The organism is Duganella sp. HH101, from assembly GCF_001758795.1.
Classification (GTDB): domain Bacteria; phylum Pseudomonadota; class Gammaproteobacteria; order Burkholderiales; family Burkholderiaceae_D; genus Rugamonas; species Rugamonas rivuli.
This window is the reverse complement of record NZ_LRON01000001.1, coordinates 602,897-625,828: the sequence shown is the minus strand read 5'-3', so window position 1 is coordinate 625,828 and position 22,932 is coordinate 602,897. Positions and strand designations below refer to the sequence as shown.

Annotated in this window: 22 protein-coding genes and 1 pseudogene; 11 read left to right on the top strand and 12 right to left on the bottom strand. The window is 65.4% G+C overall.

Annotated elements, in window-relative coordinates:
• Positions 1 to 90: 90 nt before the first annotated feature.
• A complete protein-coding gene (locus tag DUGA2_RS02390) occupies positions 91 to 696 on the bottom strand; it encodes a response regulator (protein ID WP_070266999.1) in 606 nt (201 codons plus the stop codon).
• 165 nt (positions 697 to 861) lie between these two features.
• Between DUGA2_RS02390 and DUGA2_RS02385 the strand changes: the two genes are divergently transcribed.
• The 4 genes from DUGA2_RS02385 to DUGA2_RS02370 are packed head-to-tail and all read left to right on the top strand — an operon-like array spanning position 862 to position 4,407.
• Complete coding sequence (locus DUGA2_RS02385) at positions 862 to 1,362, top strand: chemotaxis protein CheW (RefSeq protein WP_070266998.1); 501 nt, start codon at positions 862 to 864, stop codon at positions 1,360 to 1,362.
• A gap of 22 nt (positions 1,363 to 1,384) precedes the next feature.
• Positions 1,385 to 2,437: an HD-GYP domain-containing protein gene (locus DUGA2_RS02380; protein WP_070266997.1), complete on the top strand. Its 1,053-nt coding sequence runs from the start codon at positions 1,385 to 1,387 to the stop codon at positions 2,435 to 2,437.
• Entirely contained in the window at positions 2,434 to 2,706 is a 273-nt protein-coding gene (locus DUGA2_RS02375; protein WP_070266996.1) for a helix-turn-helix transcriptional regulator, read from the top strand. The genes DUGA2_RS02380 and DUGA2_RS02375 overlap by 4 nt, the downstream gene beginning before the upstream one ends.
• 39 nt (positions 2,707 to 2,745) lie before the next feature.
• Positions 2,746 to 4,407: a PAS domain-containing methyl-accepting chemotaxis protein gene (locus tag DUGA2_RS02370; protein ID WP_070266995.1), complete on the top strand. Its 1,662-nt coding sequence runs from the start codon at positions 2,746 to 2,748 to the stop codon at positions 4,405 to 4,407.
• A 13-nt stretch (positions 4,408 to 4,420) separates the two neighbouring features.
• On the opposite strand, the gene DUGA2_RS02365 is transcribed toward DUGA2_RS02370, so the two are convergent.
• The 6 genes from DUGA2_RS02365 to DUGA2_RS02340 all read right to left on the bottom strand — a co-directional run bounded on the left by DUGA2_RS02365 (position 4,421) and on the right by DUGA2_RS02340 (position 10,980).
• A complete protein-coding gene (locus DUGA2_RS02365) occupies positions 4,421 to 6,625 on the bottom strand; it encodes a bifunctional diguanylate cyclase/phosphodiesterase (RefSeq protein ID WP_071658839.1) in 2,205 nt (734 codons plus the stop codon).
• 128 nt (positions 6,626 to 6,753) lie between these two features.
• Positions 6,754 to 7,809, bottom strand: coding sequence for a diguanylate cyclase (locus DUGA2_RS02360; RefSeq protein WP_070266994.1), 1,056 nt, complete (start codon positions 7,807 to 7,809; stop codon positions 6,754 to 6,756).
• 95 nt (positions 7,810 to 7,904) lie between these two features.
• Positions 7,905 to 8,717, bottom strand: a complete 813-nt coding sequence (locus DUGA2_RS34755) for a beta/gamma crystallin-related protein (RefSeq protein ID WP_070266993.1) — start codon at positions 8,715 to 8,717, stop codon at positions 7,905 to 7,907.
• Between the two features lie 94 nt (positions 8,718 to 8,811).
• On the bottom strand, positions 8,812 to 9,222 hold the full coding sequence (locus DUGA2_RS02350) for a hypothetical protein (RefSeq protein WP_070266992.1): 411 nt from the start codon (positions 9,220 to 9,222) through the stop codon (positions 8,812 to 8,814).
• A 15-nt stretch (positions 9,223 to 9,237) separates the two neighbouring features.
• Positions 9,238 to 10,179 carry a hypothetical protein gene (locus DUGA2_RS02345; RefSeq protein WP_229214567.1) on the bottom strand — a complete coding sequence of 314 codons (942 nt, stop codon included), beginning with the start codon at positions 10,177 to 10,179 and terminating at the stop codon, positions 9,238 to 9,240.
• A gap of 342 nt (positions 10,180 to 10,521) precedes the next feature.
• Positions 10,522 to 10,980, bottom strand: coding sequence for an Lrp/AsnC family transcriptional regulator (locus DUGA2_RS02340; protein WP_008448759.1), 459 nt, complete (start codon positions 10,978 to 10,980; stop codon positions 10,522 to 10,524).
• 126 nt (positions 10,981 to 11,106) lie between these two features.
• On the opposite strand from DUGA2_RS02340, the gene DUGA2_RS02335 reads away from it, so the two are divergent.
• A complete protein-coding gene (locus DUGA2_RS02335; protein WP_070266990.1) occupies positions 11,107 to 11,388 on the top strand; it encodes a hypothetical protein in 282 nt (93 codons plus the stop codon).
• A 2-nt stretch (positions 11,389 to 11,390) separates the two neighbouring features.
• On the opposite strand, the gene DUGA2_RS02330 is transcribed toward DUGA2_RS02335, so the two are convergent.
• Positions 11,391 to 12,689, bottom strand: a complete 1,299-nt coding sequence (locus DUGA2_RS02330) for an NCS2 family permease (RefSeq protein ID WP_070266989.1) — start codon at positions 12,687 to 12,689, stop codon at positions 11,391 to 11,393.
• A 155-nt stretch (positions 12,690 to 12,844) separates the two neighbouring features.
• Between DUGA2_RS02330 and DUGA2_RS02325 the strand changes: the two genes are divergently transcribed.
• The 3 genes from DUGA2_RS02325 to DUGA2_RS02315 are packed head-to-tail and all read left to right on the top strand — an operon-like array spanning position 12,845 to position 16,298.
• The gene (locus DUGA2_RS02325) at positions 12,845 to 13,198 is read left to right on the top strand and encodes an STAS domain-containing protein (RefSeq protein ID WP_070266988.1); all 354 of its coding nucleotides are present in this window, start codon (positions 12,845 to 12,847) and stop codon (positions 13,196 to 13,198) included.
• Positions 13,195 to 14,163 (top strand): MBL fold metallo-hydrolase, encoded by a 969-nt coding sequence (locus DUGA2_RS02320; RefSeq protein WP_070266987.1) that lies wholly within the window; start codon positions 13,195 to 13,197, stop codon positions 14,161 to 14,163. The genes DUGA2_RS02325 and DUGA2_RS02320 overlap by 4 nt, the downstream gene beginning before the upstream one ends.
• Positions 14,164 to 14,171: 8 nt before the next feature.
• The gene (locus DUGA2_RS02315) at positions 14,172 to 16,298 is read left to right on the top strand and encodes a CHASE2 domain-containing protein (RefSeq protein WP_070266986.1); all 2,127 of its coding nucleotides are present in this window, start codon (positions 14,172 to 14,174) and stop codon (positions 16,296 to 16,298) included.
• On the opposite strand, the gene DUGA2_RS02310 is transcribed toward DUGA2_RS02315, so the two are convergent.
• The gene (locus tag DUGA2_RS02310; protein WP_070266985.1) at positions 16,299 to 16,886 is read right to left on the bottom strand and encodes an OmpA family protein; all 588 of its coding nucleotides are present in this window, start codon (positions 16,884 to 16,886) and stop codon (positions 16,299 to 16,301) included.
• 3 nt (positions 16,887 to 16,889) lie between these two features.
• On the bottom strand, positions 16,890 to 17,342 hold the full coding sequence (locus DUGA2_RS02305; protein WP_070266984.1) for a FecR domain-containing protein: 453 nt from the start codon (positions 17,340 to 17,342) through the stop codon (positions 16,890 to 16,892).
• 40 nt (positions 17,343 to 17,382) lie between these two features.
• Here DUGA2_RS02305 and DUGA2_RS02300 point away from each other — a divergent pair, with 40 nt between their 5' ends.
• The gene (locus DUGA2_RS02300) at positions 17,383 to 17,802 is read left to right on the top strand and encodes an ATP-binding protein (protein WP_070266983.1); all 420 of its coding nucleotides are present in this window, start codon (positions 17,383 to 17,385) and stop codon (positions 17,800 to 17,802) included.
• A gap of 29 nt (positions 17,803 to 17,831) precedes the next feature.
• On the top strand, positions 17,832 to 18,473 hold the full coding sequence (locus DUGA2_RS02295) for an FABP family protein (protein ID WP_070266982.1): 642 nt from the start codon (positions 17,832 to 17,834) through the stop codon (positions 18,471 to 18,473).
• 8 nt (positions 18,474 to 18,481) lie between these two features.
• Here the strand turns inward: DUGA2_RS02295 and DUGA2_RS02290 are convergent, their stop codons facing one another.
• A complete protein-coding gene (locus DUGA2_RS02290) occupies positions 18,482 to 20,848 on the bottom strand; it encodes a diguanylate cyclase domain-containing protein (RefSeq protein ID WP_070266981.1) in 2,367 nt (788 codons plus the stop codon).
• Between the two features lie 93 nt (positions 20,849 to 20,941).
• Between DUGA2_RS02290 and DUGA2_RS02285 the strand changes: the two genes are divergently transcribed.
• Complete coding sequence (locus DUGA2_RS02285; protein WP_070266980.1) at positions 20,942 to 21,592, top strand: HAD family phosphatase; 651 nt, start codon at positions 20,942 to 20,944, stop codon at positions 21,590 to 21,592.
• Here DUGA2_RS02285 and DUGA2_RS02280 read toward each other — a convergent pair.
• Positions 21,589 to 22,695: pseudogene (locus tag DUGA2_RS02280) on the bottom strand (methyl-accepting chemotaxis protein); the annotation flags it as partial. The gene DUGA2_RS02285 and the pseudogene DUGA2_RS02280 sit on opposite strands and share 4 nt — an antisense overlap.
• Positions 22,696 to 22,932: the final 237 nt, after the last annotated feature.

Below are 22,932 nucleotides of genomic sequence, written 5' to 3'. Positions count from 1 at the left end.
AGCCGGGATGGCCGCCGCGCTAGCAGACTGTCAGGACTAGCGTGACAGAGAAAAAAATATTTGTCAAATTCAATCAATTCATTAAATTCGTCACCGATCCCGCTCGTGCTGGGCGCAGCAGGCGCGCAGATAGCCGCGCAGTTCGTCGTAGTTGACCGGCTTGGTGAAAAATACCACACCGGGCGGCACGCCGCCGCGCGCGGCCAGTGCCTCCTGGTCCAGCCCGGACAGGATGGCGATGTGCATGGGCCGCAGCTGCGGGTCGCCGACGATGGTATTGATCACTTCGTAGCCGTCGATGCCGTCCATGACGATATCCGTCAGCAGGACATCGGGCTGGCGGCGGGCGATTTCCAGCAGGGCCTGGTAGCCGTTCTCGCAAAAAGTCAGGCTGGCCGGCAGTTGCCAGGCCGCGATATGGCGCTGATACAGGGCGCGTTGCATGGGATTGTCCTCGACCACCAGGATGGCCGCCTGGCCATCGCCGGTGCGCGCCGGCGCCGGCGCGGCGGCGCCCGGCTGGGCCTTGTACCCGAGTACGGCTGCCAGCGGAATGCGGCGGTGGCCGCCCTTGGTCTTCCAGGCTTCAATCACGCCGGCTTCGACCAGTTGCTGCACCGAAGATACGGAGATGCCGAGGATTTCGGCGGCGCGCTGGGTCGTGCAGACCTCGTCCGTCTGGTTGGCATTCTTCATAGTCTCAAAAGTCCCAAATAAACCACATTAAAAATTTAAAATTAAAAAAATCACGCAAAATCATTATAATTGGTTTTATTGATGGCAGCGCAGGCGTATTCGGTATTATGCCGGTGAATGCGCGCCACGCATAGCGTTGTATATCCAACTGTATGGGAGAGCACCATGGAACACACCACCACCACCTCGCCGGCCGCCGCCGGCATGGAGCCGCGCCGCACGCTGGTGTTCGGCCTGGGCGCCGAAGACTATGCGATCGATATCGGGCTGGTGCAGGAGCTGCGCGGCTATGGCGCGGTCACGCGGCTGGCCAATGCGGCCGGCTGGCTCAAGGGGGTGATCAATCTGCGCGGCGTGATCGTGCCGCTGGTCGACCTGCGCATCAAGTTCGGCCAGCCCGCCCCCGGCTACGACGCCAGCACCGTGGTGATCGTGCTGAACCTGGGCAGCCGGACGGTGGGCGTGGTGGTCGACCGCGTGGCCGATGTGGTGGGCATGCAGCCTGAACAGCTGCAGCCGCCGCCACAGCTGGGCGAGTCGGGCGTCACCGATCACGTGCTGGGGGTGGCCACGGTCGACCAGCGCATGCTGATCCTGGTCGACATGGCGCGCCTGCTGGCCGAATTCAATCTGGATGGCGCCGCGGCTTTGCCGCTGGCGGCCTGAACGGATTACCAAGGAGCTGGCCATGAATGTACTGATCGTTGACGACAACCAGATGAACCTGGACCTGTTTTGCCACATGCTGAGCATGATCGACGCGGTGGAGGCGCTGCCGATGTCCGACTCCGCCGCCGCGCTGGCGCGCTGCGCCACCATGACGCCCGACCTGGTGCTGGTCGACTATATGATGCCGGGCGTCGACGGCCTGGAGTTCCTGCGCCGCTTCCGCCAGATGCCGGGCATGACCGGGGTGCCGGTGATCATGGTGACGGCCGACACCGAGGTGGGGGTGCGCCACGAAGCCCTGCGCCTGAGCGCGAACGACTTCCTGACCAAGCCGGTCAACTACACCGAGCTCAACGTCCGCGTCGGCAACCTGCTGGCCTTGCGGCGCGCCCAGCTGCAACTGGCCGAGCGCGCCGAATCGCTGGCGCAGGCGGTGCACAAGGCCACCGCCGGCCTGGTCGCCAGCGAGCGCGAGGTGGTGCACCGGCTGTCGCGCGCGGCCGAGTTCCGCGATCCGGAGACCGGCAGCCACCTGTTGCGCATGTCGGCCTATGCGCGGCTGGTGGCGGTCAACCTGGGCCTGCCGCTGGAGGAGTGCGAGCTGATCTGCGAGGCGGCGCCGATGCACGATATCGGCAAGGTCGGCATTCCCGACAGCGTGCTGCTCAAGCCGGGACCGCTCGACGCCGACGAGATCGCCATCATGCGCGCCCACCCGCAGATCGGCGCCGACATCCTGGCGGGCGGCGAGTCGGCGCTGTTGCAGGCCGGGGCGGCCATCGCCATCAGCCACCACGAGCGCTATGACGGCCGCGGCTATCCGCATGGGCTGGCGGGCGAGGCCATTCCGCTGTACGGCCGCATCGTCGCCGTGGCCGACGTGTTCGACGCGCTGACGACGTCGCGCCCCTACAAGGCCGGCTGGGAGCTGGACCGCGCCGTGGCCCACATGCGGGCTGGCAGCGGCAGCCAGTTCGATCCGCGCTGCGTGACGGCGCTGCTGCAGGACATGGAGGCAATGCTGGAGATCCAGCGCCGCTGTCAGGACGATACCGAGCGGAGGGCGGCATGACGACTTCGACACATGCGGACGCGGCCGCCGGCGCCCGGCCGCACAGCCTGCTGGACCATGTGCTGCGGCGCCAGCGGCTCAAGAACGATGCCGAACTGAGCCGTCGGTTGCTGCTGGCGCCGTCGAGCATCAGCAAGATCCGGCGCGGACGCTGCGGCGTCAGCGCCGAGGTGATGCTGCGGGTGCATGAAGCCTTCGACATCCCCATCGCCGAACTCAAGCAGCTGGAGGCCGCCCATCAGGCCGCGCTGCAAGCACGCGGCGCCTGAGGCGCCTGGCACGACAACTATCCTTACTGGGAGATTGCAATGCGGACCAATATGCCGGTCACTCATGTCGAATACGTTTTGCAGGAGACGCAGACCATCGTCTCTAAGACGGATTTGCAAGGCAAGATCACTTACGTCAATCACGATTTCATCGAGGTCAGCGGCTACACCGAGGCCGAGCTGATCGGTGCGCCGCAGAATATCGTGCGCCATCCCGACATGCCGCCCGAGGCCTTCGCCGACTTCTGGCAGACGATCAAGGCCGGCCGCGCCTGGACCGGCCTGGTCAAGAACCGCTGCAAGAACGGCGACCATTACTGGGTCGAGGCCAATGCCGCGCCTTATCTGGAGAACGGCCGCGTGGTCGGCTACACCTCGATCCGCGTCAAACCGTCGCGCGCCCAGGTGGATGCCGCCGAGCAGGCCTACCGGGCGATCAAGAACGGCGACCGCGGGCTGATCATCCGCGAGGGCGTGGCGATGGCGCGGCCCGGCGTGCCGGCGTTGGCCGCCTGGCGCACGGCGTCGCTGGCGAGCAAACTGAACCTGGCGCTTGGCCTGGTTGCGGCGCTGATGCTGGCGATGTTGTGGGCGGCGCTGGCAGGCGGCGCCGCGGCGGCCTGCGCCATCTGCGGCGCCGGACTATGCATGGCCAGCGCGCTGTTGCTTGCCGTCCGGACCGCGGCCACGACGCCTTTCAAGATATTGCGTGCCGGCTTGGAGCAAATGGGCAGCGGCGACTTGTCGCAGCATATCGTGGCCGGCGGCGGCGCCGAGGCGGCAAGCTGCCTGCAGGCTTTGCGCGTGCTGCAAATCAATCTCAAGCTGCTGGTCGGCCAGATCAAGGAGGCCAGCGGCGTGGTCAACGAGGGGGCGCGGGAAATCGCCAGCGGCAACGCCGACCTGTCGGCGCGCACCGAGCGCCAGGCGGGCTCGCTGGAGGAAACCGCTTCGTCCATGGAGGAGATGACCAGCACCGTCAGGCAAAACGCCGCCAATGCGCGCGATGCCGATGTGCTGGCGATGGCGGCGGCCAAGGTTGCCGGCGAAGGCGGTGCGGCGGTGGACGCGGTGATGGCGACCATGTCGTCGATCAAGCAAAGCTCGGGCAAGATCGCCGACATCACCGCCGTGATCGACGGCATCGCCTTCCAGACCAATATCCTGGCCTTGAATGCAGCGGTCGAGGCGGCGCGGGCTGGCGAACAGGGCCGGGGCTTCGCGGTGGTCGCCAGCGAGGTGCGCAACCTGGCCCACCGTTCCGCCACCGCGGCCAAGGAGATCAAGGAGTTGATCGCGAGCTCAGTGCATGAAGTCGAATCCGGCGCATTGTTGGCGGCCAATGCGGGGCAGGTGATGGCCGGGGTGGTCGATTCGGTCAACAAGGTGGAGCACTATATTTCGGACATCAGCCTGGCCAGCAAGGAGCAGAGCAGCGGCATCGAGCAGATCAACGCGGCCATCGTGCAGATCGACGAGATCACGCAGCAGAATGCCGCCGTGGTCGAGGAGGCCGCCGCTGCGGCGGAAAACATGCGGCGTCAGGCCGACCTGCTCAGCGAGTTGATCGGACATTTCCAGCTGGTTTCCAGCGGCGCGCCGCACGGCGCCCGGGTGCGCCCTATCGGACGCGCGGCGTCGGCCGCAGGAACCGTCCTGGCGCTGGCGCCGCCTACATCGGGCCGGCGCCGCGCCGCGTAACGGCCGCCGCGGTTCAGCCGGCCGCCGTCAAGGCCGGCGCGGCGGCCAGCCAGCCATCGAAGGCCGGCGCCGGCAGCGGCCGGCAGTACAGATAGCCCTGGTAGGCGTCGCAGCCCAGCTCGGAGAGCAGTTGGCGCTGGGCCGGCGTCTCGACGCCCTCGGCGATGACATCGAGCCGCAGGCTGCGCGCCATGGCGATGATGGTCAGTACGATGGCCTGGTCGTTGGCATCGCTGGCCAGGTCGCGCACAAATGACTGGTCGATCTTCAGCTGGTCCAGCGGCAGCCGCTTCAGGTACTGCAGCGAGGAGTAGCCGGTGCCGAAATCGTCGAGCGAGAACTTGATGCCGAGCGCCTTCAGCGCGGTCATGCTGGCGATGGTGTCTTCGATGTTGTCGAGCAGCAGGCCTTCGGTCAGCTCCAGTTTCAGGCGCGCGGGCACGATGCCGTAGCGCTCGATGGCGCTGCGCACCCGGGCGCAGAAATCGGCTTGGCGGAACTGCTTGGCGCTGACATTGATCGACAGTACCAGTTCGCGCGTGGCGGCGTCGCGCTGCCAGTCGCGCAGCTGCCTGCACGCCTGTTCCAGCACCCAGTCCCCCAGCAGCAGTATCAGTCCGGTTTCCTCGGCCAGCGGGATGAACTGCGCCGGCGAGATCGAACTGCCGTCAGGCTTGATCCAGCGTATCAAGGCTTCGGCCCCGGTGGCGCGGCCGCCGGCGTCGACCTGGCCCTGGTAGTACAGCTCGAACTGCTGGTGGTCGAACGCGGTCCGCAGTTCGTTCTCCAGGTGGGCGCGGGCGCTGAGCGTGTCCTGCATGCGCTGATCGAAGAAGCGCATGCCGTTGCGGCCGGCCTGCTTGGCCTGGTACATGGCGATGTCGGCCTGCATCAGCAGCTCGTCGGGTTGTTGGCGCTGCTCGTCGTGGAACAGCGTGGCGCCGATGCTGGGCGTGCTGTGGCAATGGTGCGCGCCGAGCTGGTAGGGCTGGTTCAGCGTCGCCAGGATCTTGCTGCCCAGCGCCTCGGTCTGGGCCGCCGCCTCCAGCGCATGACGGCTCATGCCGTCGATCAGCACCACGAATTCGTCGCCGCCCAGCCGCGCGACGGTGTCGGCCTGGCGCAGGCAGGCGCGCAGGCGCGCCGCCACCTGTTGCAGCAGCAGGTCGCCGGTGTTGTGGCCGAGGGTGTCGTTGAGCGTCTTGAAGTTGTCCAGGTCGATGAACATCAGCGCGCCATAGCTGCCGCTCAGGGCGCTGGCGGCCAGCACCTGGCGCAGCCGGTCCATCAGCAGGCGGCGGTTGGGCAGGCGGGTCAGCGGATCGTAGAAGGCCAGGTTCTTGATCTCATCGTTGGCCGCCTTGCTCAGCGTGATGTCGGTCAGCGCCGCGACGTAGTGGGTGGTGCGGCCGTCCTCGTCGCGGACGGCGGCGATGTGCAGGCGCTCGGGGTAGATCTCGCCGTTCTTGCGGCGGTTCCAGATTTCGCCTTCCCAGGTGCCGGTGGTGGCGACCGCCTTGTGCATGGCCTGGTAGAAGGCGGCGTCGTGGCGTCCCGAGCTGAGCATATTCGGGCGGCGCCCTATGACCTCGTCGCTGGCGTAGCCGGTGATGTTGGTGAAAGCGTGATTGACCTGCACGATGTTGCTGTTGGCGTCAGTGACCATCATGCCTTCGGTGGATTCGAAGGCGATGGCGGCGATGCGCAGCCGGGCTTCGTGCTGGCGGCGTTCGGTGATGTCGTTGTGGGTGATCACCACGCCGGCCGCGCCGTAGCCGAGCGGAGTGACGTTCATGCTGAACCAGCGCTGCTGGCGCGGCGTGTGGCAGGCGTATTCGAGTTCGAAGCTGGGCGCGTCGCCGGCGAGCACCTGTTCGATGCCGGCGCAGGCCCGTAGCGCGCAGTCGGCGTCGTCGCCGGTGGCGGCGCGGCACACGTCCAGATAATTGCTGCCGATGTCGGCGCACCCGAGGTGGCCGGCGTTGTCGCGGGCAAAGTTGCGCCAGGCTGCGTTGATGGCCAGGATGGTGCCGTCCAGTCCCAGCACCACCACCTGCGCCGGCAGTGCGTCCAGGATGGCGCAGGCGAAGTGATGGCAGGCTTGCGGCAGCGCGCCTTGCGGCGCCGCCGGCGTCCGCTCGTGGTTGGGCTGGGCGGCGCCTTGCCAGGGGCAGGGCGGTCGATCCGCCTGCAGTGTAAGGGAGTGGGGGTGTTCCATGTCGCCGCCTTGCCGATTTAATTTGTCGATGGCATGAAGCGTATCGATTTACATCAAGAAAATAATTGATGTAGATCAAAGAAGAGGCGTTAAAGTTGCTTTCGGCAAACGCTTGCAAAAGGCAAGCGTCAGGCGGCGGCCTGGATGGCGCCGGCCAGCACGTAGCGGTTCTTGCCGTGCCGCTTGGCGAGGTAGAGCGCCTCGTCGGCGCGTTTGTAGCTGACCGACAGGTCGCTGTCCTTGTCGAATTCGGCGATGCCGATGCTGACGGTGCGCGGCGGATGGGTGGCGGCGCGCACGCCGTCCAGCAGCGCGGCGGCGAAGTCCAGCGCGTCGGCCGCGTCGCCGTGGAACAGCACGCCGAATTCCTCGCCGCCCAGCCGTCCCGACAGATGGCCCATGCCCAGCCTGCCGATCACGGCGGCCGTGTGGATCAGCACTTCGTCGCCGGCGTCGTGGCCCAGCGTGTCGTTGATCTTCTTGAAGTCGTCGATGTCTATCATCAGGAAGAACAGCGGATGCTGCGACGGCAGTTGCTGCGCGCGGCGCGCCTCCAGCGTGAACTTGCGGCGGTTGAACAGGCCGGTGACGACATCCTTGTAGGCGATCTCCGCCAGCTCGCGCCGGGCGCTGTGGCTGCGCACGCGCAAGTTGAGGAAGTAGGCGTGCAGATAGATCGCCATGGCGAAGCTGCTGCCCATGACCAGCAGCGACAGGTTGAAGCTGAGCTCGCCCGGCCTGGCGGGGAAATTGCCGATGGTAAGGATGGCCCACACGCCGACGGCGGCGCCGATGTAGTTCAGCATGCCGCCGAAGATGGGGGCGGCCGACAAGGTCAGCACGGTGCCGACCGGCAACACCCAGAACGTCGGGTCGGGACAATAGGCGGTCAGCAGGCGGAAGGCGAAGGCTGTGGAGGTGGTGCCGATGATGCCGGAGACCACCAGCGCCTTGACGGAAGGGGCGCGCAGCGAGATGAGCAGGCTGAGCAGCATGCCCGGCAGGCCGAACAGCACGGTAGCCTGCAGCGCCTGGCCGCTGGCCGCCAGCATCATCGCCGCCACGAACCAGCTCAGCAGGCCAACGCTTTGGGAAATGATGGCGACCGGCCGCAACTCCGAGAAGAACAGTTGCTGTTCGTCGCGGTCGCTGCCGTAGTAGGAATAGGGTAGTAGTTTGCGCATGCAGTCTCAAGGCCGTCCCGTGGAGGGCATTGAGTATACTTGTTAGTTTGCCCACATCCCAGCGAATTCCTGAAATGCGGGCAAATATTCAAGCATTACATGCGTGGTTCGCCGGTATTGCTGTTGACGGCGATGGACTGGCCTGGAGGCGTGCTCATCTGCACGCGATGTTCCTGGCCCCGGTAGTTATACGTCACATCCCAGTATTCAGGCTTGGGATTGCTGACGTTTTCACAGCGGCGCACGTCGCGCGCATAGCTTTGCTGGCCACTGTTGTTGGCCATGTTGTTGCCGATGGCCGCACCAGCCACCGCGCCGCCGGCCGTCGCCACATCGCGACCCGTGCCGCCGCCAACCTGGTGCCCCAGGATGCCGCCGATCAGGGCGCCAGCGATGACGCCGCCGACGTTGGTGCCGTTACGGGCAGGTTCGGCCACTTGCTGGCTTTCGACCCAGCAGCGCTGTTCCGGCGTGCCGACCACGGCGCGTACCGAGGTGACAGGCACTTCGACCAGGCGCTCGCTTGGGCGGCGGCGGTATTCATAGGTCGGTTGCGGCAGCGGCGCCGGCGCTTCGTTGGCGTAGCTGTTACGCTTGCCCACCGGGCGCACCGACGAGATGCGGTCGTTCATGCCCATGCCGCGCAGCGACTCGTAGCTGCCGCGGCGCAGCACCATGCAGTTGCCGCGGAAGTTGGCGTCGTCGCAGACTTCCCACTGGCCGCGGTCGACCACGACGGAAGAGGCGCGGTCGTTGAAGCCGTTGCGTGTGAAGTCGCGTACCTGCTGGTTGGCGGTGAAGGTGCGGCCGCGCCAGCCGTCATTCTCGTAAAACGTGATTTGCGCCATGGCTTGCGACGCCAGCGTCAGCGTGGCGATGGCCATTGCGATGTTGAGGGGCTTGTTCATGTTTCATCCTTTTATAGTTATTCGAGCACCTGCACAATGACCCCTTTGCGGCGGGCTATCTGTGCGGTCGACAACATAAGAGGATGGGCTGCGATCACGGCAGGGTGAGGATCACCTTGACGCTGTCGTCCACGGCGGATTTTTCGATGTAGCCGATGGCGTTGACATCGGCGGCGATGGCTTTCTTGACCTCGGCCGTCGAATGCAGCTCGGCCGGCATCACGCCCTTGCCGGTGAAGATGATCTTGGCCCAGGCCGCCTTGACCTGGGAAACGTCCTTGCCGGACAGCTTTTGGTAGAACTCGGCCCGGATCGGCGACTTTTCCGCCTGGTCCAGCGGCACGAACATATTCGATTTGCCGAGGAAGAACTGTGAGGCCTGGTCGGAGAACATGCGGCTGGCCGGATTCTTGGGATTGACCACCACCACGATCTCGGTGCTGGCCGCCGTGGCGCTCAGGAGCGCGGCGCAGACGAAGGCCGCCGGAACGATAATTGTGCGCATAAAAATCCCTCCGAATTAAAAGACGATCTGCCACGAAGCGGCCAGCAGGTTGGCGTCGCCGGTGAACTGGAATTTGGATTTGTCCTTGATCTTGTCGAATTGGACCTTCAAGGCCTGGGAGGTGGTGTAATCCCAGCGATAGCTGAGCGATGTGGTGGCGTGTTTCTCGGTGCCGGTCGGCCAATATTCGGCGCGCTCCTGGAATTGCGACCAGGAAATCATCCATGTGTGTTTATCCATCTTATATCCGCCTGAATAAGATTGGGCGGTGTAAGTGTTCTTGACCGACGGCCGGTTGATATAGTTAATCTCGCTGCGGACCAGCCAGTTTTTATAATCCATATTCAGCGAGATGCCATAGAAGGCCTGGCCGACGTCGTTGACGAAGTCGCCGTTCTGGCCGGTCATGACCAGCGAGCGCACGCCGTTGACGACGGCATAGCGCTCCACCACCGTGTGCATGTACACGCCGCGTACGCTGAAGATGTCGTTGCTGGCGTCGATGTAGCCGCCCACCATTTTCTTCCAGCTTTCATCGATGCGGCTGCCGTAGTACAGGTTGCCGAGCAGTTCGTTGTCGGTGCTCTTGCGGCGGCCCACCCAGGCGTTGGCGGTGTAGGTCCAGTCGCCGACGTTGTTGGTGTACAGCAGGTTGGCGCCGTCGTAGGAGTAGATCTGCCAGGCGTACAAGTCCTGCGACGGCCGCACCCAGGGGTAGGCGTAGCCGACGTACATGTAGTCCGAGTAGTAGTACAGCGGCAGCCGCTTGCGGCCGGCCTGCAGGGTCAGGTTTTCCGATATCTTGTAGCTGCCGTAGGCCCAGTCGGCGTTGACCGAGCTGTCGGCGCCGCGCGCGACCACCTGCACCGTGGCCGACAGCTCCGGCGTGAATTTGAAATTGCCCTGCACCCCGGCCAGCGATTCGGGTTTGAGATCGGTCTTGTGGTATTCGTACACGCCGGCATATTCATAATTGCCGGCAAAGCAGGGACACTGGTAGCTGTATCCCGGCTGGGCATTCAATTGATAGGGAGTGGGGCCGGAAGCGCTGCCGCTTAAAACCCGGCCGACGGTCAATTGCGCGAATCCGCTGAAACTGCTGTCGACGGCGAGCGCCGGAGATGAAAGGATGGTCAATATCGCTAATGCAGGAAATTTTGCAATTCGCATCGTGCTTCCCCTTTTATTAAATTTTCTGTTTTTTAATTTACTATTGAAAAAATAAAAGGGCAAGAATATTGACCGGAGTGTCTTATTTAGGTATTGAGCAGTTAATAATGTTAACTATTTATATGGTTTTCACGGCTCGACCGAATGGGCGCGTTTCAGGCAGCGCAGCACGAAGGTCGAACGGCTGTGGCGCAGGCCGGGCAGCTTGTACAGCTTGCGGCGCAGGAACTCCTCGTAGCCCGCCGTGCCGGCCACCGCCACCTTGATCAGGTAGTCGTACTCGCCGGTCAGCAGGTAGGCTTCCATCACTTCCGGCAAGTCGGCCAGCGCCTGGCCGAATTTCTCGAAGATGTCGTCGTCATGGCGGTCCAGCGTGACTTCGATGATCACCGTGTCCGGGTAGCCCAGCGCCGTCTGGCTGAGCAGGGCGGTGTAGCCTTCGATCATGCCGCCGTCCTCCAGCGCCCGCACGCGGTTCCAGCACGGCGTGGTGGACAGGCCGACTTTCTCCGCCAGCTTGGTGTTGCTGAGGCGGCCGTCGCGGCGCAGTTCGCGCAAGATCTTGCGGTCGAGTTCGTCGATTTCCATGCGATTTACCTGTAAAAGATGAATATTCCTCATATTTTACAGCGGATGGAAGAATCTACTGGCGTAGGCCCATAATCGAGCAAAACAAGGAAGCCTATTTTGCAGCTTCGCGGATATTCTGGTTGCATGAATACCACACAAAAAAGCTACCGATTTTGCGTCGAACAGGACGCCCCCATCGCCACGCTGGAAGCCGTGCTGGCGATTGTGCGCCGACTGGGACTGGAGCTGCGCAGCCTGCGCACCACCTTGCATCCGCAGGGCATGGACGTGCAGATCCGGCTGGCGGCGGAGGATGAGGAACCGCTGACGCTGTGCCGCATGCGGCTCAACAACGTGGTGGGGATACTGGCGGTGCGGGAGATGCCATCGCTGGTGGCATCCCCGCAGCGGACCGCGGCCGGCTGAACTCAGCCCTTCAGGTAGGTGTACTTGAACAGGAACAGCGCGGCGATGACCCACACCACCGGCTTGACCTGGCGCGCCTGGCCGGTCAGCAGCTTGAGGCCGGCGTAGGTGATGAAGCCGAAGGCGATGCCGTGGGCGATGGAGTAGGTGAACGGTATCACCAGCGCGGTAATGGCCGCCGGCACGCTCTCGGTGGTGTCGCTCCAGTCGACGTCGACCAGGTCGCGCAGCATCAGGCAGGCGACGAACAGCAAGGCCGGCGCGGTGGCGTAGGCCGGCACCACGCCGGCGATCGGGGCGAAGAACAGCGCCGCCAGGAACAGCAGCGCCACCACCAATGCGGTCAGGCCGGTACGGCCGCCGGCCTGCACGCCGGCCGCGCTTTCCAGGTAGGCCGTGGTGCTGGAAGTGCCCAACACGGAGCCGGCCACGATGGCGCAGCTGTCGGCCAGCAGCGCCTTGTTCAGACGCTTCATCTTGCCGTCGACCAGCAGGCCGCCACGGCTGGCCACGCCCATAAGCGTGCCGGTCGCATCGAACAGCTCGACCAGGAAGAACACCAGCACCACATTGAACAAGCCCAGCGAGGCCGCGCCTTTCAGGTCGAACTGGAACAAGGTCGGCGCCAGCGATGGCGGCAGCGACATGAAGCCGTGGAAGGTATTGCCACCGAAGAAGAAGCTCATGACCGTCACCACCACGATGCCGATCAGCAGCGCGCCCGGCACGCGCAGGCGGTCCAGCGTGACGATCAGCAGGAAGCCGAAGATGGCCATGATGGTTTGCGGCTTGTGCATGTCGCCCACGCGCACCAGCGTCTCCGGGCTGGCGACCACCAGGCCGGCGCTCTTCATGGCGATCAGCGCCAGGAACAGGCCCAGGCCCACGGTGATGGCGACCCGCAGCGAGTGTGGTATGCCGTTGACGATCAATTCCCGCACCTTGAACACGCTGACCAGGATGAACAGGCATCCGGAAATGAACACGGCGCCCAGCGCCGACTGCCAGGGCACGCCCATGCCCAGCACCACGGCGTAGGCGAAATAGGCGTTCAGGCCCATGCCCGGCGCCATGCCGATCGGGTAGTTGGCGTACAGGCCCATGATGACGGTGCCCAGCGCGGCCGCCAGGCAGGTGGCGACGAACACGGCGTCCTTCGGCACGCCGGCGTCGCCCAGGATGGCCGGGTTGACGAAGATGATGTAAGCCATCGTCAGGAAGGTGGTGATGCCCGCTACGACTTCGGTGCGGACGTTGCTGCCGTGCTCAGTGAGCTTGAAAAATTTGTCGACTGGCGACATGTGCGTTCTCCCTGATAGCGTCGAGGCCGAAGAATATCATGGGGTGGAGATTCTTCGCGGAATTGCTTCTTGCACAAAAAGATGTAAAAATGAAAAAAACCAGAATAAAACGCTACTTTCGCTTTCTTCCCCAGCACAGCGTACAGGCCATCACTATGGAACTTCAGCCGCAGCAATCGGGCCGCACTCTGGTGCTGAGCCCCGCAGGGCGCATCGATCATACCCATGCCGATGCCTTCAAACTCGCGCTGGACCCGCACCTGCGCGACTGTACCAAGGATGGCGCGGCGCTGGTGATCGATTTCAGCGGCGTCAATTACATCAGCAGCATAGGCCTGCGCGCCTTGATGGTGGCGATCAAGCAGGTCAAGGCGCAGGGCGGGCGCATGGTGCTGGCGGCCTTGCAGCCGCTGGTGCTGGAGGTGTTCACCATCAGCCGCTTCGACATGCTGTTTGAAATCTTCCCGGACCGCGCAGCGGCGCTGGCGGCAGTCGGCGGCGCCTCATGAAGGCGCGCATCTGGGGCGCGCGCGGCTCGCTGCCGGTGGCGCTGAACCACAAGCAGATCCGCGCCAAGCTGGTGACGGCGCTCGAAGGCGCCATCGGCCGCGGGCTCGATACGCCGGAAAAGGTGGCGTCGTACATCGACAACGATTTGGGCTTCGAGGTGCGCGGCACCTACGGCGGCAATTCCAGCTGCGTGGAAGTGGAGGTCTGGGATCCGGACTCGGTCTACGAGCACATCATCCTGGACCTGGGCTCGGGCGTGCGCGCGCTGGCCGGCGCCAAGCTGGCGCGCTACGGCCCGGCCAAGCCGCAGACCTACCATGTGTTCATGTCCCATCTGCACTGGGACCACATCATGGGCTTCCCGTTCTTCACGCCGGCCTACATACCGGGCAACCGCATCGTCATCTACGGCTGCCACCAGGAGCTGGAGACGGCGCTCCGCCGCCAGCAGGAACCGATCAGCTTCCCGGTCGGCTTCCACCAGCTGGGCGCGGCCATCGAGTTCGTGCAGATGGAGCCCGGCGTGCCGCTGCAGCTGCACGACGTGACCATCACCGCCAAGCTGCAGCTGCACGCGGGCGATTCCTACGGCTACCGCCTTGAGCACGGCGGCAAGGCCATGGTCTACAGCACCGACTCCGAACACAAGCTCGATAACGCCGCCGAACGCGTGGCCTTCGTCGACTTCTTCCGCGACGCCGACCTGGTGATCTTCGACGCCATGTACTCGCTGGCCGATTCGATTTCGGTCAAGGCCGACTGGGGCCACTCCAGCAACGTGGTCGGCGTGGAGCTGTGCCAGCTGGCGGGCGTGCACCAGCTTTGCCTGTTCCACCACGAGCCTATCTACGACGACGCGCAAATAGCCCGCGTGCTGGCCGAGACGCGGCGCTATGCCGAGATCACCGGCGAAGCGCCGCTGGACATCGTCTCCGCCTACGACGGCATGGAAATCGAACTGTAAGCGCGGCCATGCTGCTCCGCTTGCAAACCCAGGCCCTGGGCGGCGTGCGCGCAGGCCAGGGCCGGCCGCTGGCGCTGGTGCTGGCGGCTTTGCTGGCGCTGGCCCTGGCCGTCGGCGGCGACGGTCCGCTGCCGTCGCTGCGGCTGGCGCTGTTCAACGCCTACCAGCTGCATCTGCCGCGCCAGCGCGCATCGGGGCCGGTGCAGATCATCGCCATCGACGAGGCTTCGCTCAAGGAGTTCGGCCAATGGCCTTGGCCGCGCACGCGCCTCACCGAGCTCATAGAACACATCAACGCCCAGCAGCCGCTGGCCATCGGCCTCGATATCCTGATGCCGGAGCCGGACACCACCTCGCCCGAAGCGCTGGCCTCGCGCCTGCCGCCCGGGCCTCTGCGCGACAGCCTGGCGGCGCTGCCTGCCTACGATGACGTGCTGGCGGCGGCCATGCGGCGCGCGCCCGTGGTGCTGGGCGCCGCCGGCTTTGCCCATCCGGAGCCGGGCACCAGCGATGCGCTGCGCGTGTGGCCGGTGCACGTGAAGGCGCCGCCGGCAGCGGCGCCGGCGTCGCCGCTGCCGGTGATGCGATTTCCGCAAGCGATGTCCAGCCTTCCGCTGCTACAGGCGGCCGCTCGCGGGCAGGGCCTGTTGTCGGTAAACCTGGAGAAGGGCATCGTGCGGCGCGCGCCGTTGCTGGGCGCCGTGGGCGATACGCTGGTGCCGGCGCTGTCGATGGAATTGCTGCGCGTGGCCACCGGCAGCTCGGCGCTGGAGATCGAGGCTGACGCCGACGGCGTGCGCAGCGTGTCGGTCGGCGACCTGCGCGTGCCGACCTCGCCGGATGGCGCGGTCTGGGTCAACTTCTCCGCGCCGGCGATGGACCGTTATGTCTCCGCGCTGGACGTGATGCGCGGCCGTCTCGATGCTTCCGCGTTGCAGAACAAGATCGTCATCGTCGCCATGACGGGGCTGGGCCTGACCGACTACAAGACCAATGCGCGCGGCGACTTCATGCCCGGCGTGGACACGCATGCGCAGATGATAGAAAGCTTCTTCGACGGCGCCTTCCTGCGCCGGCCGCCGGCTATGCGCTGGATCGAAGTGGCGGTGTTCGGCGCCTGCAGCCTGCTGCTGGTCTGGCTGCTGCCCAAGCTGCGGTTGCTGGTGGCGGTGCCGCTGGGCGGCGCTATCGTGGCTGGCCTTTTCGGCGGCGGCGCCTTGCTGTTCGCGCGCGCCGGCCTGCTGTTCGACGCGGCCGCCGTGTCCTGCGCTTTCGGCCTGGTGGGATTGAGCCTGTTGACCAGCATGCTGACGGCGGCCGTGCGCGACCGCAAGCAAAGCGAGCGCGCCTTGCAGGTGGCGCGTGTGTCGGCCGCCAAGACCGCCGGTGAACTGGGCGCGGCGCGCCGCATCCAGATGGCGACGCTGCCGCAGGCGGCGCTGTCCTTCCCCGGCGAGACGCGCTTCGCGCTGGATGCCTTGCTGGAGCCTGCGCGCGAAGTGGGCGGCGACCTGTACGACTTCTTCATGCTGGACCGCGACCGCGTGTTCTTCATGGTCGGCGACGTATCCGGCAAAGGTCTGCCGGCCAGCCTGTTCATGGTGGTGGCGAAGGCGCTATCGAAAAGCATAGCGCTGCGCGGTCCCTGGGAGATGGCCGCCATCATGAACGGCGCCAATCGCGAGCTGACGCGCGAGAATCCCGAGATGCTGTTCGTCACCAGCGTGGCGGGCATACTGGATGCCGTCAGCGGCCAGGTCTTCCTGTGCAACGCCGGCCACGATGCGCCGCGCCGGCTGACGGTGGACGGCCGCGTCGAACACCTGCAAGCGGCGGACGGCCCGCCGCTGTGCGTGCTGGACGATTTCGAATATCCGGTGCAGCACTACCAGCTTCGGCCCGGCGAGTGCCTGTGCCTGACCACCGACGGCATCAACGAGGCCATGGACGAAGCGGGGAATTTGTACGGCAACGAGCGGCTGGACCGCCTGCTGGCGGCGCTGCCCGCCACCTCCTCGGCCACGCCGGCGGCGGTGGTGCAGGCGGTGCGTGACGACGTGCGCCTGCACGTGGGCCAGGCCGAACCTTCGGACGACCTGACCTTGCTGGTGCTGCGCTGGGATGGCGTGGCCTGATCAGCGCACGCGGATTTCCACGCGGCGGTTGCGCGGCTCGTCGACGCCGTCGGCCGTCGGCACCAGCAGTTCACGCTCACCGCGTCCCTGCACGGTGATGCGGTCTTCCGCGATGCCCACTTCCATCAGCAGGCGCTTGACGGTGGCGGCGCGGCGCAGCGACAGCTCGTCGTTGTATTCGCGCTTGGCGACGGTGTCGGTGTGGCCGATGACGATGATCTCGGGCGCGGGACGCGACGCCAACTGAGCCTTGATGTCCGCCAGCCGGGCCGCCGATTCCGGCACCAGCGTATCGGTATCGGTGATGAAGTAGACGGTGAACACGGCGGCCCGCTGCGGCAGCGCCGACAGCGTGGCGTCGTATTGTTTGGCGATGGCGGCGCTGTCGCCGTTGGCGGTGGTCGCGCCTTTGCTATCGATGGCGGCGATCTGGTAGGGCTTGTCGAGCACCGTCTCGACGCCGGCGGTGGTGATGACGACCGCGCTGGCCTTGCCGTCCTGGCTGGGCAGCAGCGTGATTTGCTCGGTCGGCGTGCGCTGCTGCGAGACGGCGGCCAGCAGGCAGGCGATCCAGATCAGCATGACCATGCTTTATTCTCCGTCCTTGACGTCGATAAGGAACTCGGTGCCGCGCACGCCCAGGATGGAGGTCGGCGTGCGGAACTGCACCGCGCCCGGCGACTGCTTGGACAGCTTGCCCGAGATGACGCCCAGCGTGCCGCGCTTGACGGTTGCATTCAGCACGCCTTCATGCGAGGTCGGATCGAAAGCGTATTTTTCCAGCCACACGTTGCTGTTCGGGCCCACCGCCAGCAGCGTTTCGTCGCGCAGGGTGATGCCCACGCTGCCGTCGGCGCCGGTGACGACGCGGTCGCTGGCCATCAGCGCGGCGCCTGCCGCCGCCGGCGTCTGTTTGCCCGCGCGCTCTATCGAGGCGGCGCCCTTGGTGGTCTTGACCATGCCGGCCGGCTGTTCGGCCGCGCTGGCGCCGGTTACGAGGAACGCCAGGGCCGCTGTGGCAGCGGCGACTTTTAAGTTTCGCATGTTGCTTCTCCTGAGATGAGCATTCCGATAATATGCTTGAATGGACAGAAAAGAAACCGGTGTTGCGCATCTGCTGCGGTTTCCCGCGCGGCTGGACGCGGTGCCCGGTGCGATGGCGTTTGCGGCGATGGCGCTGCAACAGGCCGGCCTGGGGCCGGGCGTGGTCGCGCGCGCGGAGCTGATACTGGAGGAGCTGCTGCGCAACAGCATCCTGCACGGCCACGGCGGCGACAGCGCCCATTCGGTGTGGGTCGGCGTCGAAGGCGCGCTGCTGGTGTACGAGGACGAGGCGCCTGCCTTCGATCCGCTGACCCAGGGACCGCCGCCGCCCGATCCGGCGCGGCCGCTCGAAGACCAGCAAGTGGGCGGCGTCGGCCTGCTGCTGATACGCCAGTTGGGCAGTGCGGTGGCGTATCGCCATTCCGGGGGACGCAACCGCATCGAGATCGCCTTACAATAGCGGCTGTCACCAACCAACAGGATGCATGCATGAGCGAGTTTTCCAGCGATATCTACACCGAACCGTCCACCATCGACGTCAACACCCTCGACAACCTCGGCCCGCTGGCGCCGATGGCCGGGATCTGGAAAGGTGAGCGCGGCCTCGATATCAAGCCGAAGGCGGATGGTCCGCGCAAGCAGGCCTACGTCGAGCGTATCGAGCTGTATCCCATCGATCCCGTGACCAACGGCCCGCAGCTGTTCTACGGCCTGCGCTACCTGATCATCATCAACAAGCCCGGGCAGGCCAAGACCTATCACGAGCAGGTGGGCTACTGGTTGTGGGAGCCGGCCACCAGCACCGTGATCCAGACGCTGGGCATTCCGCGCGGGCAGATCGCCATGGCCTCGGCCGTGGTGGCGCCGGACGCCAAGGAGTTCGAACTGGTGGCGCGGCTGGAGTCCGATACCTACGGCATCCGTTCCAATCCCTTCCTGGAGTATGGCTTCAAGACCGTCGAGTATCGCATCAAGGTGACGATCAACGACGACGGCACCTGGGGCTACGAGGAAGACACCGTGATGATGATACGCGGCCAGGAAGAACCCTTCCACCACGTCGACCGTAACCTGCTGTTCAAGGTCGCCGAGCCGGTGGCCAATCCGATGGCGACCGGCGTCCCGGCATAATCAGCCGCCTAGTCGGCGATCGCGTAACCGTCGCGGCCTTTGCGTTTGGCCGCGTACAGCGCGGTGTCTGCGCGCGCCACCAGTTCCGCCGGCGTTTCTCCTTCGCGCTGGTGCAGCGCGATGCCGATGCTGGTGGTGATGTGCATCGCCTTGCCGGCCACATTGAACGGCCGCCGCACCGCCTCGACGAACTTGGCCGCCAGCCGCGCGGCTTCGTCGGGGCCATCCACCTGTTCGAGCACGATCACGAATTCGTCGCCCGCCAGCCGCGCCACCGTGTCCGAGGCGCGCACGCTGCCCGCCAGCCGCGAGGCGAACTCCTTCAGCACGATGTCGCCGGCGCCGTGGCCCAGCGTGTCGTTGATGCTCTTGAAGTGGTCCACGTCCAGGTAGGCCAGCGCCAGCGGCCTGCGATTGCGCTTGGCCCGCACCAGCGCCAGTTGCAGGATCTCTTCGAACATCAGGCGGTTGGCGATGCCGGTCAGCGTGTCGATGCGGGCCAGCTGCGTCAGGCGCTCCTCGATCTCCTTCATGCGCGTGGTGTCGTGCGTCAGCGAATAGATGCCGACCACCTGGCCGGCCGCATCGATCTCCGGCACGAAGGTGGTTTCCAGCGTATGCAGGCTGCCGTCGATCTGCGCCTTCAGCTCGTAGGTGGCGATCTGGCCGTGATAGGCCTGTTCGAGATAGGACTCGGCGTGTTCGTAGTGGTCGCGGCCTATGCCGTCGACCAGGTGGCGGCCGATCAGCTTTTCCGGCGCCACGCCGAACCACTGGAAGAAGGTCGCATTGACGAACTGGAAGCGGCGCTTCTGGTCAAGGTAGGAGATCAGCGCCGGCAGGTTGTCGGTCAGCAGCTTCAATCGCTTTTCGCTGGCGGCCTGGCGCAGCTCGGCATTTTTGCGTTCGGTGATATCGACCGCCATCAGGTAGACGCCGGCCACGCTGCCGTCGGCGGCGATGTCGGGTATCAGGTCGCCCATCACCTGCTGCAGCTGGCCGTCCTTGCGGCCTTCGCGTTCGTAGTGCACGCGGTCGCCGCGCGCCGCCGCCGCGTGGTAGGGCGCGATGGAGGCGACGAATTCCTCGCCCAGCACTTCCGTCATGGTCCGCCCCAGCATGGACTGCGGATCGAGGCCCAGCATGGTGCGGAAGTATTCGTTGGTGAAGTGGTAGCGGTTGTCGCGGTCGATGTAGGCCACCAGCGCCGGGATGCTGTCGGCGATCATGCGCAGGCGCTTCTCGCTGGCGGCGATCAGCGATTCGCTCTCGCGTATCGCTTCCTGCGCCTGTTCGCGCTCGGCCATCAGCTCGTGGAAGGCGCCACTTAATTCGCCGATCTCGTCGTGGCGGCGGCGCTGCAGCACGCCGATGCTGACATCGCCGTTGCGGATGTCGTTGATGTTGCGGCGCAGCCGGCCCAGTGGCTTGAGCAGTGTCTGGATCGCCAGCCAGGCCATCAAGCCCGCCAGGGCGGCGAAGGCGCCGGACGCCAGCATCGCCTGGCGGCGCATGGCGATCATCGGCGCGAAGGCTTCGTGGACAGGGAAGCGGGCGCCGATAACCCAGTTGGTGGTGGCCAGGTGCTTGTATGAGTAGATGCCTTCGCTGCCTTCCTTGTTGGCTGCTTCGGTCCAGCCTTCGAAGCCGCGCAGCGCCATCTCGGTGGCGCGGTTGTAGCCGGGGCGGGCGTTGATGTGCTCCAGCAGCCGCTTGGGGTCGGGGTGGTGCAGCAGGATGCCTTCTGTGGTCATGATGAACATGTAGCCGGTCTTGCCCGGCTTCTGCGCCGCGATCTGCGCCAGGAAGTCGGAATTGGTCAGGTCGATGCTCCCGCCCAGCAGCATCACGGCCTTGCCCTCGGCATTGAGCACCGGATGGATGATCATGATGGCGGGGAGCCCGGACAGCAGGCTTTTGAACGGCGGCGACACCACCACGCGGCCCTCGGCCAGCACCTTCTGCATGTAGGTGCGCGGGCGCTCGTCCAGCGCCAGCACGGCGGCGCCCGCGCCTTCGGTGTGTATCAGCACGCCGTTGCGGTTGAAGATGTGCAGGTTGAGGAATTCCTTGCGCACGGCCGGATGGCGGGCGACGAAGGCGCCCATGCGTTCGGGATCGAGGCCGGCGTCGGCCGGCATATCGTCGGCCAGGCTGGCCAGCAGGGCTTTCTTGGCGGTGATCTGGGCGTCCACCTGGGCGGCGGCCGAGGAGAGCAGGGCATATTGCTGGTCGCCGATCACGCTCTTCATATCGCTTTCGGCCAGCACCAGCGCGACCCAGGTGACGATGACCGTCGCAGCCAGCACCAGCATCACGACGACCGCCGTCATGCGGAATTTGAGGCTGCGCGGCAGCAGTGCTAAAACGGCCATTTCGCTCTGTTCTTGGTATGTTGGACGGAGTATTACATACCCGGCCCGGCAAGGCCAGCGGGTACAATGTGCGCTTTACACAGGATAGTGACTATGCTGCGGGCGATTTTGTGGGACAACGACGGCGTTCTCGTAGATACGGAGCGCCTGTTTTACGAGGCTAACCGGGAGTTGTTCCGGCCCCTGGGACTGGAGCTGAGCGAGCAGCACTTCTTCGACTGGTACCTGGCCGATAACTGCGGCGCGTGGCATCTGCTGGATCCGCAATTGAGCATGGCCGACATGGACGCATGGCGCAACGAGCGCAATCGCCACTACGCGGCCACGCTGGCCTCCGAGCATATCCCGGCGATCGACGGCGTCGGCGCGGTGCTGGCCAACCTGTCGCCACGTTTGCGCATGGGCGTCGTCACCAGTTCCAACCGCGAGCATTTCGAGATCATCCATCGGCGGCTGGATCTGCTGCCGCACTTTGAATTCGTGCTGACGCATGAATCCTATGCGAGCAGCAAACCATCGCCGGAGCCTTACCTGCTGGGCCTTGAGCGGCTGGGCATGCATGCCGCCGACTGCCTGGTGGTGGAGGACTCGCCGCGCGGCTTGCAGGCCGCAACGGCGGCCGGCATCCGCTGCATCATCCTGCGCAATGCGCTGACGCGCGGCCATGACTTCCCCGGCGCCTGGCGCGTGGTGGACACCATGCCCGAGCTGCTGGCCGAGATCGAACTGCTGATCGCCGCTTAACGCGCCGACGACACCAGCTCGGCGAACTCCTGCTGCGCTTCTTGCTGCGACTCCTGCTGCGGCCGTACGGTCCCGCGCCGCGCCGACTTGATCGGCTTGACGCTGGCGCTGCGGCGCGCGGCCCCATCGCCACTGAGCTTGAACACGCCCACAGCGCCCTGCAGGTGCGCGGCCTGGTCGCGCATGGTCGCTGCCGCCGCCGATGCCTGCTCGACCAGCGCGGCGTTCTGCTGCGTGGTCTGGTCCATCTCGGCGATGGCGCCGTTGATGTGCTCAATGCCGGACAGCTGCTCCTGGCTGGCGGCGGCGATGTCGCTCATGATGTCGGTGAAACGGCGCACGCTGGCGACGATTTCCGTCATCGTCACGCCGGCCTGGTCGACCAGGCGCGCGCCGGCATCGACCTGCTCGACCGAGTCGCCGATCAGCCCCTTGATTTCGCGGGCGGCGGCGGCGGAGCGCTGCGCCAGGTTGCGCACCTCGTTGGCCACCACGGCGAAGCCGCGGCCTTGCTCGCCGGCGCGCGCCGCTTCGACGGCGGCGTTCAGGGCCAGGATGTTGGTCTGGAAGGCGATGCCGTCGATGACGGCGATGATGTCGACGATCTTGCGCGCCGAGGCGTTGATCGAGGCCATGGTGTCGACCACCTGCGCCACCACCGCGCCGCCCTGGCCGGCGACGGCGGACGCCGACACCGCCAGCTGGTTGGCCTGGTTGGCGTTGGCGGCGTTCTGCTTGACGGTGGAGGTCAGCTCCTCCATCGACGACGCGGTTTCCTCCAGCGAGCCGGCCTGGCGCTCGGTGCGCTCGGACAGGTCCATATTCCCCGCTGCGATCTCGGCCGAGGCGGTGCCGATGGCCTCGGTGCCGCCGCGCACCTCGGAAACGATGTTGATCAGGCTGGCGTTCATGTCCTTGAGCGCGGCCGATAGCTGGCCGATCTCGTCGCGCGAACGCACTTCGATGTTGGAGCTGAGGTCGCCGCCGGCCACGGTGCGCGCCACCCGCACGGCATGGCGGATCGGGCCGACGATGCCGCGCGTGATGTACCAGGCGGTGAACAGGCTCATCAAGCCGCCGGCGACGCCCAGCGCGATCATCAGCGTGGTGTAGAACGAAGCAATGCTGGCGGCCGTGCCGGACGCGTGTTCCGCGCTGGTGGCCCGCAAGCCCACGGCGCCCAGCGCCACCACTACGGCGAGCATCAACGTTGTTAATGAAAAAGCAATTGTCAGGCGTTGGCCTATCTTGATATCGGCAATCTTCATGTCTCGTCTTTTATTATGTTTGTAAGAACCGGTATTTGCTCCGGGGAACGGAAAGTGTATCAGCGAACGGTC

Excerpts from the sequence above, each read along its gene's own strand:
- DUGA2_RS02290 (WP_070266981.1), bottom strand. The coding sequence starts at position 20,848 with ATGGCCGTTTTAGCACTGCTGCCGCGCAGCCTCAAATTCCGCATGACG.
- DUGA2_RS02295 (WP_070266982.1), top strand. The coding sequence starts at position 17,832 with ATGAGCGAGTTTTCCAGCGATATCTACACCGAACCGTCCACCATCGAC.
- DUGA2_RS02375 (WP_070266996.1), top strand. The coding sequence starts at position 2,434 with ATGACGACTTCGACACATGCGGACGCGGCCGCCGGCGCCCGGCCGCAC.
- DUGA2_RS02305 (WP_070266984.1), bottom strand. The coding sequence starts at position 17,342 with ATGCGAAACTTAAAAGTCGCCGCTGCCACAGCGGCCCTGGCGTTCCTC.
- DUGA2_RS02300 (WP_070266983.1), top strand. The coding sequence starts at position 17,383 with ATGGACAGAAAAGAAACCGGTGTTGCGCATCTGCTGCGGTTTCCCGCG.
- DUGA2_RS02310 (WP_070266985.1), bottom strand. The coding sequence starts at position 16,886 with ATGGTCATGCTGATCTGGATCGCCTGCCTGCTGGCCGCCGTCTCGCAG.
- DUGA2_RS02360 (WP_070266994.1), bottom strand. The coding sequence starts at position 7,809 with ATGCGCAAACTACTACCCTATTCCTACTACGGCAGCGACCGCGACGAA.
- DUGA2_RS02285 (WP_070266980.1), top strand. The coding sequence starts at position 20,942 with ATGCTGCGGGCGATTTTGTGGGACAACGACGGCGTTCTCGTAGATACG.
- DUGA2_RS02385 (WP_070266998.1), top strand. The coding sequence starts at position 862 with ATGGAACACACCACCACCACCTCGCCGGCCGCCGCCGGCATGGAGCCG.
- DUGA2_RS02330 (WP_070266989.1), bottom strand. The coding sequence starts at position 12,689 with ATGTCGCCAGTCGACAAATTTTTCAAGCTCACTGAGCACGGCAGCAAC.
- DUGA2_RS02340 (WP_008448759.1), bottom strand. The coding sequence starts at position 10,980 with ATGGAAATCGACGAACTCGACCGCAAGATCTTGCGCGAACTGCGCCGC.
- DUGA2_RS02370 (WP_070266995.1), top strand. The coding sequence starts at position 2,746 with ATGCGGACCAATATGCCGGTCACTCATGTCGAATACGTTTTGCAGGAG.
- DUGA2_RS02320 (WP_070266987.1), top strand. The coding sequence starts at position 13,195 with ATGAAGGCGCGCATCTGGGGCGCGCGCGGCTCGCTGCCGGTGGCGCTG.
- DUGA2_RS02350 (WP_070266992.1), bottom strand. The coding sequence starts at position 9,222 with ATGCGCACAATTATCGTTCCGGCGGCCTTCGTCTGCGCCGCGCTCCTG.
- DUGA2_RS02390 (WP_070266999.1), bottom strand. The coding sequence starts at position 696 with ATGAAGAATGCCAACCAGACGGACGAGGTCTGCACGACCCAGCGCGCC.
- DUGA2_RS02335 (WP_070266990.1), top strand. The coding sequence starts at position 11,107 with ATGAATACCACACAAAAAAGCTACCGATTTTGCGTCGAACAGGACGCC.
- DUGA2_RS02380 (WP_070266997.1), top strand. The coding sequence starts at position 1,385 with ATGAATGTACTGATCGTTGACGACAACCAGATGAACCTGGACCTGTTT.
- DUGA2_RS02325 (WP_070266988.1), top strand. The coding sequence starts at position 12,845 with ATGGAACTTCAGCCGCAGCAATCGGGCCGCACTCTGGTGCTGAGCCCC.
- DUGA2_RS34755 (WP_070266993.1), bottom strand. The coding sequence starts at position 8,717 with ATGAACAAGCCCCTCAACATCGCAATGGCCATCGCCACGCTGACGCTG.
- DUGA2_RS02315 (WP_070266986.1), top strand. The coding sequence starts at position 14,172 with ATGCTGCTCCGCTTGCAAACCCAGGCCCTGGGCGGCGTGCGCGCAGGC.
- DUGA2_RS02365 (WP_071658839.1), bottom strand. The coding sequence starts at position 6,625 with ATGGAACACCCCCACTCCCTTACACTGCAGGCGGATCGACCGCCCTGC.